Origin of the sequence: Pandoraea aquatica (assembly GCF_902459565.1) — a bacterium.
Classification (GTDB): Bacteria; Pseudomonadota; Gammaproteobacteria; order Burkholderiales; family Burkholderiaceae; genus Pandoraea; species Pandoraea aquatica.
This window is the reverse complement of sequence record NZ_CABPSN010000005.1, coordinates 60,193-74,633: the sequence shown is the minus strand read 5'-3', so window position 1 is coordinate 74,633 and position 14,441 is coordinate 60,193. Positions and strand designations below refer to the sequence as shown.

The window sequence follows — 14,441 nt, the reverse complement described above, 5'->3', positions numbered from 1 at the left end:
GCGCTTGGTGCCTGCGCGTCGGTACGCGCTTGCCTCTGACGTGCAAGGTCGAGCGCGTGAGGAATCACGCGCTACGGCATGCTGCAAAAAAGGGTGTCGGTGCGCTTACTTGCCCGGCTTCCAGGCGCCGCTTTCGATACCGGCGACGAGTTTGTCGACGGCTTCGCGCATGGCGAGGTCAAGCACCTTGCCATTAAGCGTAGAGTCGTAGCCTGCGGTGCCGCCGAAGCCGATGACTTCGCGATTGGAGAGTGCGAATTCGCCCGCGCCGCCGCTCGAGTAGACGACCTCCGACGTGGCGATATCGACCACGTTCAGATTGACCTTGGCGTAAGCGATCTGCTCGCGGCCACGGCCGAGAATGCCGAAGAGTTGCTTGTCGCCCACTTCCTTGCGGCCGAACTCGACCACGTCGCCGGTGATCACGTAGTCGGCGCCCTTGAGTGTCTGCTGCGTCTTCTTGATGTCGGCTTCCTGACGGATCTCGGCCATGTTGTCGCGGTCGAGCACGTTGAAGCGCTGAGTCTGTTGCAGATGGGTAATCAGAATCGTCTTGGCCTGGCTGCCGAGGCGATCGACGTTATCGGAAAAAACGCCGCGCATATACGCGGAACGGTTGTCGAACTTGCCGACGGCGATCGGCGTGCGCACGCCGACATACGGACGGCTGGCACTCTCGACCTTGGCGACTTCCACGGTACGCGAGCTTTCGGTGGCGCAACCGCCGAGCACGGCCATAGCGAGCATGGCAGCGCTGAGCAGCGCAATGCTGGACTTCCTTTTCTGCACGGTGATACCCCTGAGTGTGTTGTCACCCGCCGGACGATGCGTCGTGGCATCGTGCCGATGCGGACATCTGAATCCCTTACCTATTTGATGTGGCTTGTAGTAAGAATTGGTAAGGGGTGCTGATGGTAGCACGCGTTATTGATGCGTTGCGATGCCTACGCATGTCCTGCATGTCCTACGCATTTCCGCGTCAAGCAGATCGTTCTCAGCCCAGCCCGAAGATCAGCAACAGATTGGTCGCGGTGATGACAGCAAAAAGGCACCATGCGAACACCTGCGTGGGACGCCCGATCGTATTGCCGTTCATCACGCGTTTATCGCTGACCGAGCGAATGAGCGGCCACATGGCAAACGGCAGTTGCAGGCTGAGTAGCACCTGACTCCACACGAGCAGTTTGCCCACAGCACCGTCGCCGAGCCACAGCACCCCGATCAGCGCGGGCACGAGCGCGAGTCCGCGCGTAATCAGCCGGCGCTGATAGCACGGAATCTTCATGTGCAGGAAGCCGTCCATGATGACTTGCCCGGCGATGGTGCCCGTCAGTGTCGAACTTTGCCCGGAAGCGAGCAGAGCGATGCCGAACATGAAAGCGGCAGCACCCCCCGCAATCGGCGTGATCAACTGATACGCCTGCTCGATATCGGTGACGTTGGTCTGACCGCTGGCATGAAACACCGAGCCTGCAAGAATCAGAATGGCCGCATTCACGCACATCGCGATCAGCAGCGAGACCCAGGTATCGATGCGCACTAACGCGAGCGTGTCGTGCACGTCGCCGCGTTTGCCGCCGACGACCCGCCGGGTCTGCACGACGGACGAGTGCAGGTACAGGTTGTGCGGCATGATCGTCGCGCCGACGATGCCCAGCGCCAGCACGATGGCGTCGCGCCGGTCGTGACTGGGTGCACCCGGGACAAGACCTGCGGCCACCGCGTGCCAGTCGGGCGGCACCATCGCGACCTGTGCGATGAAGCAGAACGCCATCGTGCCGATCAATCCGAAAACGATGGCTTCGATCTGACGGAAGCCCTTGCCCTGTAGTCCCAGCACGATCATCGTGTCGAGCGCGGTGAGCACGATCCCCCACGCGATGGGCACGCCCAGCAGCAGCTTGAAGGCCAGTGCGCAGCCGAGCACTTCGGCGATATCGCACGCAATGATGGAAATCTCGGCCGTGATCCATTGGATGAAACGGCCCGTGCGGCCGTAGCGTTCGTAGCTGGCCTGCGCGAGATCGCGTCCGGCGACCAGTCCCAGACGTGCCGCCAGCATCTGCAGAAAGATGGCGGCGAGACTCGAGAGCGCCACGACCCAAAGCAGTGAGTAACCGAATTGCGATCCGGCCTGAATGTCCGTCGCCCAGTTGCCGGGATCCATGTAGCCGATGGCGACGAGCAGTCCGGGGCCGGCGAAGCGTTTGAGTTTGGTCCAGCGCGATTGACGCGCGTCGATGACGATGCTGCCTTTGACCTCGGCGGGGCAGAAGGGAGCGGTGGCAGTGGTCGGGAGCGGCATGAGGAGTGGGTTGCGTGCAATGACGCTCACGTTAGCCGGGCCGGCGTTTGCCCGCAAGCGCGATCGACGTGATGAGCGTGATGGGGGCGGCCATGAAGATGCTGTCGACGACGAATGAACTGCTATACTGTATATTCATACAGTATTCGGGCGCATGATGACCCTGCCGCTTTCCTCCCCTCTGCCTGCCGGGCTATGGCGTGCCAGTGAGCTGGCGCATTGCCATCGCGCGGGCCACACCACCGGTTTCGCCGCGCTCGACGCCGAGCTGCCCGGCGCGGGGTGGCCGCATGGCGCGGTGACGGAACTGCTGAGCGATCGTCCGGGCATCGGTGAATGGCGTTTGCTGGCACCGGCGTTGCGCGATCTGACGCAGGCGGGAAAGCCGGTGATGGTGATTGCACCGCCGATGCTGCCCTATGCCCCGGCGCTGGCGGGGTGGGGCATCGATCTGCGGTGGCTGAGCGTGGTGATGCGTCCGGCTTATGCGGCGTCCCGGCAGACGCGTACCTTCCGGGGGCGGCGCGGGGCGGGTGGGCAGGGAATGAAGCCCGAGGACCGCGACATGTTGTGGTGCGCCGAGCAGGCGCTCAAGAGTGCGTGCTGCGGGGCGGTGCTGACCTGGCTGCCGGCCGCGACACCTGAGCAGCTTCGGCGGCTTCAGGTGGCCGCAGGTGGTGGCGAAACACTGACCTGGGTGATGCGTCCGCCGGCGGCTGTGTCGAGCGCGTCCGCCGCGCCGTTACGGCTGGGACTCGTCGTCGCAGAGGAGAGCCGCCTCGGCGTGCAGTTTCATAAGCGTCGTGGGCCGCCTCGTGCCGAACCGCTCTGGCTGACGTTGCCTGCACCTTATACGCGTGCGCCGCAATCGCTGACAAGGGGCGCGGACGACGAAACGCCGCTGCATGCCCAGCCCGATCCGGCACCGTCGCCCGTGCCGTCTACGGTGTCTTTTGTTTCTGCTTCCGGAGTCTCGCATGGCCTGCTGGATCGCCCTGCATCTGCCCTGTCTGGCACTCGAGATCGCCTCGCCGCTCACGTCACTCACGTCGCGCCCATCGCCCATACGGGCTGATGGGCTGGCGGGGACGGAGGGGACGGGCGGGACGGGCGACGTGCAAGCCGACACGACGGTCGTGCTGGCGCAGTCGCGTGTCTGGCAGGCGAGCGAGGCGGTGCAGGCGGCGGGGGTGCAGCCGGGCATGCGTCGCGGCGGTGTGCTTGCGTTACTGCCGCAGGCGCGGTTTCACGATCGCGACGAAGCTGCCGAAGCGCTCGCACTTGAAGCGCTGGCGCTGGCGTTGTTGCGTTTCGGTCCCGATGTGGCGATTGCCGCGCCGCAGTGTGTCTTGATCGACGTCGCGCCGAGTTTGCGTCTGTTTGGTGGATTGGCGTCGTTGGCGGCACAGGTGCTGGAAAGTGCCGAAGCGCTTGGGCACCGGGCATCGCTGGGCATCGCCGCGACGGCCAGTGCCGCAGCGTTGCTCGCACGCGCCGCAGAGGCCGGGGTAGCGCACGTCGACCCCCATGCGCCGACGTCCCAGGACATGCAGGCCGCGATGAAGTCGCGCGCGTCGCGCCGCTCGATCGTGCCGGTGTCGAAGTCGGCAGCGAAGCCGGCGGTGACGTCCGGGGCGGCGCTATCGTTCTCGTCAGGGCATCCTGAGCCACTGCTGCCACCGCCATTTGCGGCGCTACCGGCGCAACTCGATCCGCTTCCGGTGGCGTTGTTGCCCGAAGCGCAGCCGTGGCTCGACTGGCTCGCTCAGATCGGTTGCGCAACGTTGGGCGAATTGCGCACGCTGCCGTCGGCGGGTGTGAGACGCCGCTGCGGTGCCGCCTTACTCGCATCGCTCTCACGTGCCTATGGCGAAACACCGGAGGCCCCGGCGTGGTATCGCGCGCCGCCGCATTTCGAAGCTGTGTTGCCGTTGCCGTCGCTCACGCACGACGTGGAGGTCTTGCTGTTCGGGTTGCGCCGTCTGCTCGCGCAACTGACGGGATGGCTCGCCGCCGGACAACTGGCCACGCGGGCATTGACGCTGATTCTCGAACACGAGCCGCTTGGCCGGGAGACAGTGGCGCCGACGCGTTTCGACATCCGTCTGGCCGAAGCGAGTGCCGCACCGGGGCACTTGTTGTCGTTGTGCAAGGAGCGCCTGGCCCGTTCTCCGCTGGTCGCACCGGTGCTGACATTGCGGCTCGACGTGACGCAAACGGCGCAGTATGTCCCGCAAAGTGGTTCGCTGCTGCCTGAGCCGGGCCGAGAGCGGCAGGATTTCGTGCAGTTGATGGAGCGTGTTGCGGCGCGTCTGGGTGATGAGCACGTGCGGCGTTTGCAGGTGCGTGGCGATCATCGGCCCGAAGCGGCGTTCGTGAGTGTGCCTTATGGCGTGAGTCCGGAGGCCGGTTCGACGTCTGCGTCGAACCGCCATTTGCCGGATACGGTGAGCGCACTGCCACCGCGTCCGGCGTGGTTGCTCGACGCGCCACAGCGACTCAGCCTGCAGCAGGAGCGTCCATGGCGGCAGGGACCGTTGCAACTGGTGAGCGGCCCGGAGCGTATCGAAGCCGGTTGGTGGGAGCCGGGCACCGTCACGCGCGATTACTTCATTGCAGCCGATACGACGGGGGCACTGCTGTGGGTGTTTCGGGAGCGTCCCGTGAATGGGGCGGACGCTGCCTGGTATTTGCATGGCCTGTTCGGTTGAGACGGACGGGGACGCAATCTTATGAATGTCGACGATTTTCTCCCGTGGCAAGGGCCGACCGAAGGGCTGGCCGCCAACGACGACGGTGCCGATACCCCCGATGCCGACCCCTCCGTCCCGCGCGGACAGGAGGACGACAGCCTGCCCGCGTATGCCGAATTGCACTGCTTGTCGAACTTCTCGTTTCAACGGGGGGCGTCGCACCCGGAGGAGTTGATCGCACGTGCCGTGCATCTGGGGTACACCGCGTTGGCGATCACCGACGAGTGTTCGTTAGCCGGTGTGGTTCGGGCGCTGGCGGAATCGGCCAAGCATGAGCCACCACTGGTGTCGCTGATCGTGGGGAGCGAGTTTCGACTGACGCCGGAAGCAGATGTGTCGTCTGCTTCGGCAGCGATAACGTCATCCGATGCTTCACCCGCCGCGAGGAACAAGCAGGTCTCGTTGGGACTCACCGATGCAAGCGCACCGAATCCCGACGCATCGGATGGACTTGATGCCCTCGGCACAGTGCATCTCGTAGCCCTCGCTCAGCATCGCGAGGGTTACGGCAATCTGTCCGAGATGATTACGCTCGGGCGTATGCGGGGGCCGAATCGGAGCTATCGCCTGCACGCGAGGGATTTCAGCGCGCCGGACGAGGCACACGCCCATCTGCGCGGATTGCGAGGTTGTCTGATCATCCTCGTGCCGGATCCCGACGCGAGTCATGAGCGGACGTTGGCGCAGACTCGCTGGGCAGCGCAGACCTTTGGCGAAGGGCGTGTGTGGCTGGCGCTGGAGCGTCGTCATCGTGCCGACGACGAAGCGCAACTGGCACGCTTGCGTGTCATTTCCGCCGAGTGTGGCGTGCCGCTCGTCGCGACGGGACACGTGCTCATGCATGTGCGCTCGCGCAAGCCGTTGCAGGACACGCTCACGGCCATCGGGCTGGGCAAGCCGGTGCAGGCTTGTGGGTTGTCGCTCGCGGCCAATGCGGAGCAGCATCTGCGCACAAGGCTGCGGCTCGCGTGGCTTTATCCGAAAGACGCATTGGCCGAGACGGTGGCGATTGCCTCTCGCTGCCATTTCGACTTGCGTAGCCTGCGTTACGAGTACCCGGAAGAGCTGGTGCCTGCGGGGCATACGCCGGAGTCGTATTTGCGTCAGGAGGTGGAAGCGGGCGCGAAGCGACGTTATCCGGGCGGGCTGCCGTTAAAAGTGCGCCAGCTCATTGAGAACGAGCTGGCACTCATCCGAGACCTTGAGTACGAGCCGTACTTCCTGACGGTCTACGACATCGTGAGCTTTGCTCGCAGTCAGAGCATTCTCTGTCAGGGCCGAGGTTCGGCAGCCAATTCGGCGGTTTGTTATTGCCTTGAGATCACGGCCGTGAATCCCGACGAGGTGCAGTTGCTGTTCGGGCGGTTTCTCTCGAAGGAGCGCAACGAACCGCCGGATATCGATGTGGATTTCGAGCATCAACGGCGCGAAGAGGTCATCCAGTACATCTACAAGAAGTATGGCAACGACCGGGCGGCGTTGGCTGCGACGGTCATCAGTTACCGCATGCGTAGCGCAGTGCGCGACACGGGGCGGGCGTTAGGCATCGATCTGTCGATCGTCGAACAGGTGGCGCAGAGTCAGCAGTGGTGGGACGGCAAGGAGAATCTACTCGCGCGCATGGCGGCGCAGGGGCTGTCGCCCGACGCGCCGACGACACGGTTGTGGGCCGATCTGGTGGCCCGTCTCATCGGTTTTCCCCGGCATCTGTCGCAGCACGTGGGCGGCTTCGTGATCGCTCGCGACCGACTGTCGCGGCTCGTGCCGATTGCGCCGGCGGCGATGGAGAACCGCTACGTCATTCAATGGGATAAGGACGACATCGAGACCCTCAAGCTGCTCAAGGTGGATGTGCTTGCGCTCGGCATGCTGAGCGCATTGCGTCGCACGCTCGATCTGTTAGGGGAGTGGCGTGGCGCACCGATCGGGCTTGCCGATATTCCGCGAGACGATCCGGCGACGTACGGCATGATTCGCCGCGCCGACACGGTGGGCGTTTTCCAGATCGAGTCGCGAGCACAGATGAGCATGCTGCCGCGTCTTAGACCGGAGACGTTCTACGATCTGGTGATCGAAGTCGCGATTGTGCGTCCCGGGCCGATTCAGGGCGGGATGGTGCATCCGTATCTACGCCGCAAGCAGAAGAAAGAGAAGGTGGTCTATCCGCGTGAGGAAATCAAGGTCGCGCTGGAACGCACACTGGGCGTGCCCATCTTCCAGGAGCAAGTGATGCAGATCGCGATGATCGCTGCCGATTTTTCGGCGGGCGATGCCGATCAATTGCGTCGCTCGATGGCCGCATGGAAGCGTAAGGGTGGACTGGAGAAGTTCCAGACGCGCATTATTTCCGGCATGTTGAAGAACGGTTACCCGCTTGAGTTTGCCGAGGCGATCTGTCGGCAGATCGAAGGCTTCGGCGAATACGGGTTTCCCGAGAGTCACGCGGCGAGCTTTGCGTTGCTTGCCTACGCAAGTGCATGGCTCAAATGTCACGCGCCGGAGATGTTTCTGTGTGGCTTGCTCAATAGCTTGCCGATGGGGTTTTATTCGGCGTCTCAACTGGTGCAGGATGCACGTCGGCATCGTGTTGAAGTTCGGGCGGTGGACGTATGCGTGAGCGATGTCGAGTCGCGTCCCGAAGTCAGAATCACCCGATATGGGGAGGCACGCCGTCCGGCGGTGCGGTTGGGCTTATCGCTGGTTAAGGGACTGTCCACCGAGGGGGCGAAAGCCATCGAAGATGCACGTCGGCAACGGCCCTTCACCGATATCGACGACCTCACCGCCCGAGCGGTACTATCTCGCCGCGACCTCGATGCGCTGGCCGCTGCCGATGCCTTGTCGGCGTTGCTGGGTGGACGTCGTCAGGCACGCTGGACGGTCGCGGCGTGGCAACCGCCCACGCCGCTATTGGGCGCAACGGTTTTGCGCGACGCCGCGCCCGGCGGCGCAGACGAACAGGTGGCGCTGCCGCCGATGCCCGAAGGGCAGGACATCGTGGCCGATTATGCGAGTACGGGGCTGACGCTCCGGCGTCACCCGCTGATGCTGTTGCGCGAGAAGCTGAACAAGATGCGGGTGCGTACGGCGAAGGAGTTGCAGTCCGAGGGGGTGAATGGGCGACGTGTGCGCACCGTCGGTATCGTGACGGGGCGACAGCGCCCGGGCACGGCCAACGGCACGGTCTTCGTGTCGCTGGAAGACGAGACGGGCGTTATCAATGTGATCGTCTGGCCCGATCTGGTGGAGGCACAGCGCAAGGAGTTGCTGGCGTCGTCGCTATTGGGGGTGGAAGGGGTATGGCAGCGCGAGGAACGTGTGACCCATCTGGTCGCGCATCGCCTGATCGATCTCTCGTCGATGCTCGGCGAACTCACGATCTCGAGTCGGAACTTTCACTAAGCGGATTTCGATAGGATGGTGTGCTTTGGGTTTGACGAAACGTCGATGGAGGACAATCATGACTCGACAAATACCGCTGGCAACACCGGGCGAGATTCTCGCGCAGGAGTGGCTCGGCCCGATGGGTATCTCGCAATACGCACTGGCGAAGGCCATTGATGTGCCGCCTCGCCGGATCAATGAGATCGTACTCGGCAAACGGGCGATTACCGTCGATACAGCCCTGCGTTTGGGAGCGTTCTTTGGCGTGGATGCACAGAGCTGGCTCAATCTACAAAATCAGTACGATGCTGAGATCGCGCGCGCGGAGATGGTTGACGTGCTGAAGACGATCAAGCACCGCGCCCGGGCGTTGCTCGCAGCCGCATGAGGTGCGGCTGCGTCGCGCAATCCCCCTTCAATGTGCAGCGTCCGCCTGTTTCCCCGCTTCCTGTGCGAGCGCGTTCGCTTCCTCTTCGCTGCGCAGGCCATTGAAGTGGGCATTGAGCAGGACCGCGCTGATCGACGCGAGCAGAATACCGCTGTGGAAGAACGGGGCGAGTGCGTGCGGTAGCTTCATGAAGAACTTGTCCGACGCTACCGGAATCATCCCCACGCCGATGCTGATCGCAATGATGTACAGGTTGTAACGGTTCTTCGACAGATCCACCGTCGACAGAATCTTGATGCCCGTGGCCGTCACCATGCCGAACATCACGATACCCGCGCCGCCGAGCACGAATTGCGGCACCGAGGCCACCACGTGCGCCACCTTCGGAAACAATCCCAGCACGATCAGAATCAACCCGCCCATCGCGCACACCCAGCGACTCTTCACACCCGTCACGCCGACCAGCCCCACGTTCTGCGAAAACGAGGTGTACGGGAACGTGTTGAAGATGCCGCCGATCACGGTGCCGAGGCCGTCGACACGCAAGCCGCGCACCAGTGTCTTCTGATCGACCGGACGCCCCACGATGTCACCCACCGCGAGGAACATGCCGGTCGATTCGATGAACGTCACGAGCATCACCAGCGTCATCGTCGCAATGGCAATCGGATCGAAGCGCGGCACGCCGAAATGGAACGGCATGACGAAACCGAACCACGGCGCTTCCGACACCCCCGCAAACGACACTTTGCCCAGCGCAATCGCGACGATCGTGCCGAACAGAATCCCCAACAGCACCGCGATATTGGAGAAGAAGCCGCGCACGTATTTCGTGATGAACAGGATGCAGAGCAGCACAGCAAACGACACGCCCAGATACAGTGGGTTGCCGAAGTCCGGGTTGCCGAAGCCGCCGGCCGCCCAGTTGATGCCCACGCCCATGAGCGAAATGCCGATCACCGTGATCACGGTGCCCGTCACCACCGGCGGGAATAGCCGCAATAACTTCCCGATGTAAGGCGCGATCAGAATGCCGATGATCCCGGCGGCAATCGTCGCACCGTAAATGTCGAGCAAGCCGAGATCGGGATTCGTGCCGATGGCAATCATCGGTGTGACGGCGGTGAACGTCACGCCCATCATGATCGGCAGACGCAGACCGAAGATCCACAGGCCGAGTGTTTGAATCAACGTGGCGATCCCACACGCAAACAGGTCCGCGTTGATGAGAAACGCAATCTGATCGACCGACATCTTGAGGGCGCCGCCGATGATCAGCGGCACAGCGACAGCCCCTGCATACATCACCAGCACGTGTTGCAATCCCAGCGTGAACAACTTGGGGAGCGGCAGGCGCTCGTCGACCGGATGTACCGGTGCAGCAGCAGATTGCGTCATGTCTTCTCCTGGTCCGACGGTACGAATTGATTTGCTTGGCGAAACCGAGCGTAAATTTTTTACCGAGGCGCAGCGAGTCGTGTCAAAAAACACCCGGTCTCACGACGGGCGACAGACGACCAGTGACCGACGCGCAGTCATGGAGAAAAACTGCGGTCTGGCGACATAGTACGCCTGAGTGCCGACGGCGATGTTCGAACGCGTGAAAGCCTTGTGCAGTAAGGGCTTGCGAGCTGTCCGAGGTGACGATTCGTTTGCCGGGCAAGCGACCGCCCGTATGCAAAATGTCCTACGCCGCACGGACGCCGCCGGACGGACGTATCGGCACATATCGGATTCGCAATACCAAAGATTGCGTCTGACGTATGAAATGCCGAGACACCGTGCCCAGACACCGGAGACGGTGACGACATCGCAAACATCGCGGGCACCGATCATCGTGGCGACATCAGGGGGCCGTGGTGCAGAGGCGTGCGTCGGAAGGAGAAACGAAGGCGAAGGTGAGAGCGAACGTGCACGTGAAAGTGAGAACGCCCGCCGACATTTGTCAGGCGGGCGTGGGTGAGACTGTCCGGCGTCGTGAAGCGTGTCAGCGTCCGGCGGTGCCCGACGGCTTACGAGCAAGCGAATCGGTGGTATTTGCACCGGTCGCCGCGTTTTGCTGCGCCACGCTTTCGAGCTTGCTGGAAATCTCATCCCCCATGTAATGCAGGAACTCCATTTCCTTCGCGCCGATGCCGCCCGCACACAATGCGCCGCCCCAGTCGCCGTAAAGCAGCGCCACGGTCTGGTTACGCTGGCGAACCGGCAGCAGGAAGAACGATTTCACGTTCGAGAAATGCTGACGGTGCCACAGCGGAATGCGCGGGACGATGCGCGGCTCGCGGGCATTGTCGATCAGGATCGCCCGGCCGTTGGTCAGCGCGAGATGGAAGACGTCCGGCTCGAACGCTTCAGGGAAGGTCAGCCCCAGCAGCGGCTGGACTTCGCGGCCGATACCGAAGCGCATCTCGAAGACCTTGCTCGCGGGCGAGCGCACGAAGGCAGCACAGTTCACGAAGCCGAGCGACTGAAGAATCGCTTCGAGCGTGAGGTTGAGCAGGCCCACGGCATCGGTCTCGCCGGTGGCGGCGCGCACTTCGGAAAGCCCGTCGGCCAGACGTCGCGCCGAATCGAGCGGCTTGCCCGCCGGCGGTTGACGCGTATTCGACGCGCCCGTGCTGATGGCGATGAATTCCTGGTGGCTCGTGTCGCGCGCCATCTCTTCACCGACCGACACCACTTCGCTGATGTCCAGCGCCAGACGGTCTGCATAACGCTCTGCGAGTTCGGCAAGGCGCTCAGGATCCGCACCGCGCGTAAGCTCCGTCACCATCTCGTTGGACATGTTCGCCACGGCGCACAGCCAGTCGGCGTGCGAGAGCGGAGCGTCGCCTTCGAGATCGATCGGACGCATGCTCGTCGCAATCGACTCCGGCAGGCCCCACTTGCGCGCAGCGGCCTCGGCCAGTTCGGGGAACGTGATGCCGAGCACTTGCTCGCAGGCGTCGCTGTCGCTGATGCCCTGCTCGGCGGCAATTTCCTGAATCTCGACCCATTCGTTCGGGAAGCAATACGTCACCAGCAGGCGCGCTACGTGATGCAGCAACGTGCAGACGACGGCTTCTTCACCGTCGCGAATCCCGTTCTTGGCCGTAATATCGCGTGCGAAAGCGCCTGCCAGCGTGGCACGCGCCAGTTCGCGCGCCATGTCGTCGCGGCGTGCGGCGACTTCGCCGAAACCTTCGAGCAGCTTCAGGCTCAGGGCGAGGTGGCCGATCGTGTCGACGCCCAGAATCATGATCGCGCGTGAGACCGTCGTCACGTTGCAGCCGAACGGCGCATACATGGCGGAGTTGGCCAGACGGATCACTTTCTGGGTGAGGGCGAAATCGGAGAGCACGGACGACGCGAGGTCGGCCGTACTGGTGTTCTCGCTTTGCATGGCAGACACGATGCCCGTGACCGAGCGTTGCAGCGACGGGAAGTCGCCGCGCTCGGCCATGCGCTGCCACAACAATTCGAGCGTTTTTTCTTTGGTAAGGCTCATGGTAGCGGGGTTGTCCGGTCAGTGGCCGGCATCCACGTTGAGACGCCCGCTCGCAAAGGCCGCCTCCAGTTCTCCCGCAGGCAAGGCCTTCGATACCAGCCAGCCCTGGATGGAATGGCAGCCGCGATCGATCAGCATCTGCCGTTGTTCTTCCGTCTCGACCCCTTCGGCCACCGCCGACAGACCCAGCTCGCGTGCCAGTCCCAGGACTGCCGTCACAATCGTACGGTCGTTCGGTGACGTGGGCATGTCTTTGACGAAGCTGCGGTCGATCTTGAGCGCGGAGAGCGGGAAACGCTTGAGGTATCCGAGACTCGAATAGCCCGCGCCGAAGTCGTCGACGGCGAAGCGCACGCCCAGTGTCTGCAACTCGCGCAGCACCAGATTGGCCTGCTCCGGGTCGCGCATGAGCACGCTTTCGGTAATTTCGAGCACGAGGCGGTGACCTTCCACGCCGGAATCAGCAATGGCCTGCCACACAAGGCTCGGGAAAGACGGATGGTGAAACTGTTGTGCCGAGACGTTGACGGACATGTAGATCCCGTCGAGCCGGGTGCGATCCCAGCGCGCGAGCTGCATGCACGCGGCGCGAAGCGCCCAGCCGCCCAGCAAGTTGATCAGACCGTTGGCTTCGGCCAGCGGAATGAACTCGGCGGGTGAGACCGGACCGAGCGCCGGATGCCAGCGCATCAGCGCTTCGACACCCTTCACGTTCAGCGAAATCGGGTCGCAGATCGGCTGGTAATGCAGGCTGAATTCACCATTGTGAATGGCCTCGAACATCGCCGATTCCAGCGAAAACGCCTTGCGGTGCAAATCGCCCAGATCATCCGTGTAGACGAACAGGCCGTTGCGACCGCGATCCTTGGCGCAATACATGGCGGCATCGGCGTGCTTGATGAGCAGGCCGGCCGAGTCGCCGTGTTGCGGGTAGAACGAAACACCGATACTGGTCGTCAGGTGCAGCAACTGGTCGCCGACCTGGAACGGCTGCTGCACCGCCGAGAGCAGTCGCTTCATGATGCCGCTGAGCGCCTGTTCGTTGTCGCAGCCGGGCAGCACCAGCACAAACTCGTCGCCGCCCATGCGCGCGGCCATGTCCGTCTCGCGAATCTGCGCGATCAGACGTTGGCCCGCGTCGCGCAGCAGTTGGTCGCCCACGTCGTGGCCGAGCGAGTCGTTGACCTTCTTGAAGCCATCCAGATCGAGCAGGGCGACGGCGAAGTTCGGACCGCCTTCACGCGCGTGCTGGATCGTCTCCACGATGCACTGCTGAATATATTGACGATTGCCGAGCCCGGTGACCGCATCGCGCACCGCCAGATCGGACAGGCGTGCTTCGTTTTCCTTGAAGGCGGTGATGTCTTCGCCATGCACCAGGAACGACGCGCTCGCGCCCGCGATGCGGGGCGTGTATTGGGCGATGCGCAGACGCATCCAGACCCGGTCGGTCAGACCGCGCAGCAGACGCACGGTGCACTGTTGAGGGCCAAGCGTCTGGGCGGCGGAAAAGGCGTCCTGCAGCAGGGGAACGTCTTCGATGCCGGTCAGCTCGAAGAGCGTGGCGTGATCGATGTACTCACGCGAGTATTCGAGCAGGCGCAGGGAGGCTTCGGCAATGAAAAGGAAACGGCCATCGGCACCCACATGTGCCGATAGTCCGCCGGTCAGCTCGACCAGCGCCCGGGACAATGCCGGGGCCGGCGCCGTGGCATTGGCCTCGGCGATTGCCGGTGCCAGGGTCGAAGGTTCGACCAAAGGCACACCGGCTGGGAGTCGATCTGAACTCATTGTTGTTGTCTGTACATGCATCACGTCGAGCGCGCTGCCGCTCATGTGCTTCCCCGTTCAGGCAAACGCGCTCATGGCCGGACCTTGGTCCGGCGGGTGTTCGATGGATTGTGGGCCATTATAGCTAAAGACGCCAGCGATTTTGATGGCCTCAACCCCCGTTTTACCCCCGTTTCACGCCGCTTTCCGCCCGAATTCCCGTGTTGGATTTTTTCCTACAAGACGATCGGGATTTTTTCCTGCAAGGCCGGTGGCGTTCGGTCTACGTACGACCCGAATCGTCCGCCCGGTTCACCTCCATGCCGCCGGTGCAACCCCGGCGCGATCATCGTG

The 14,441-nt window shown here is 63.2% G+C and carries 9 protein-coding genes; 4 read left to right on the top strand and 5 right to left on the bottom strand.

Translation table 11 applies throughout. The features are described from left to right. Positions 1-105 precede the first annotated feature (105 nt). Together PAQ31011_RS17405 and PAQ31011_RS17400 are read right to left on the bottom strand one after the other, a co-directional pair. Positions 106-747: a CsgG/HfaB family protein gene (locus PAQ31011_RS17405; RefSeq protein WP_052253211.1), complete on the bottom strand. Its 642-nt coding sequence runs from the start codon at positions 745-747 to the stop codon at positions 106-108. A 247-nt stretch (positions 748-994) separates the two neighbouring features. Beyond that, complete coding sequence (locus tag PAQ31011_RS17400; protein ID WP_150577013.1) at positions 995-2,305, bottom strand: Nramp family divalent metal transporter; 1,311 nt, start codon at positions 2,303-2,305, stop codon at positions 995-997. A gap of 154 nt (positions 2,306-2,459) precedes the next feature. Here PAQ31011_RS17400 and imuA point away from each other — a divergent pair, with 154 nt between their 5' ends. From imuA to PAQ31011_RS17380, 4 genes are read left to right on the top strand one after another with little or no spacing between them, the layout of a single operon-like run. Beyond that, positions 2,460-3,380, top strand: a complete 921-nt coding sequence (gene imuA, locus PAQ31011_RS17395) for a translesion DNA synthesis-associated protein ImuA (RefSeq protein ID WP_150577012.1) — start codon at positions 2,460-2,462, stop codon at positions 3,378-3,380. After that, positions 3,283-5,016: a Y-family DNA polymerase gene (locus tag PAQ31011_RS17390; protein WP_174990172.1), complete on the top strand. Its 1,734-nt coding sequence runs from the start codon at positions 3,283-3,285 to the stop codon at positions 5,014-5,016. The genes imuA and PAQ31011_RS17390 overlap by 98 nt, the downstream gene beginning before the upstream one ends. Positions 5,017-5,037: 21 nt before the next feature. Beyond that, positions 5,038-8,460, top strand: coding sequence for an error-prone DNA polymerase (locus PAQ31011_RS17385; RefSeq protein ID WP_150577010.1), 3,423 nt, complete (start codon positions 5,038-5,040; stop codon positions 8,458-8,460). Between the two features lie 58 nt (positions 8,461-8,518). Next, on the top strand, positions 8,519-8,830 hold the full coding sequence (locus PAQ31011_RS17380; RefSeq protein WP_150577009.1) for a HigA family addiction module antitoxin: 312 nt from the start codon (positions 8,519-8,521) through the stop codon (positions 8,828-8,830). A 27-nt stretch (positions 8,831-8,857) separates the two neighbouring features. On the opposite strand, the gene PAQ31011_RS17375 is transcribed toward PAQ31011_RS17380, so the two are convergent. The 3 genes from PAQ31011_RS17375 to PAQ31011_RS17365 form a co-directional block, all read right to left on the bottom strand. Beyond that, complete coding sequence (locus PAQ31011_RS17375) at positions 8,858-10,228, bottom strand: nucleobase:cation symporter-2 family protein (RefSeq protein WP_150577008.1); 1,371 nt, start codon at positions 10,226-10,228, stop codon at positions 8,858-8,860. 589 nt (positions 10,229-10,817) lie between these two features. After that, a complete protein-coding gene (locus PAQ31011_RS17370) occupies positions 10,818-12,317 on the bottom strand; it encodes an HDOD domain-containing protein (RefSeq protein WP_150577007.1) in 1,500 nt (499 codons plus the stop codon). A gap of 18 nt (positions 12,318-12,335) precedes the next feature. Next, positions 12,336-14,075, bottom strand: a complete 1,740-nt coding sequence (locus PAQ31011_RS17365) for a putative bifunctional diguanylate cyclase/phosphodiesterase (protein WP_052252588.1) — start codon at positions 14,073-14,075, stop codon at positions 12,336-12,338. Between the last annotated feature and the right edge of the window lie 366 nt (positions 14,076-14,441).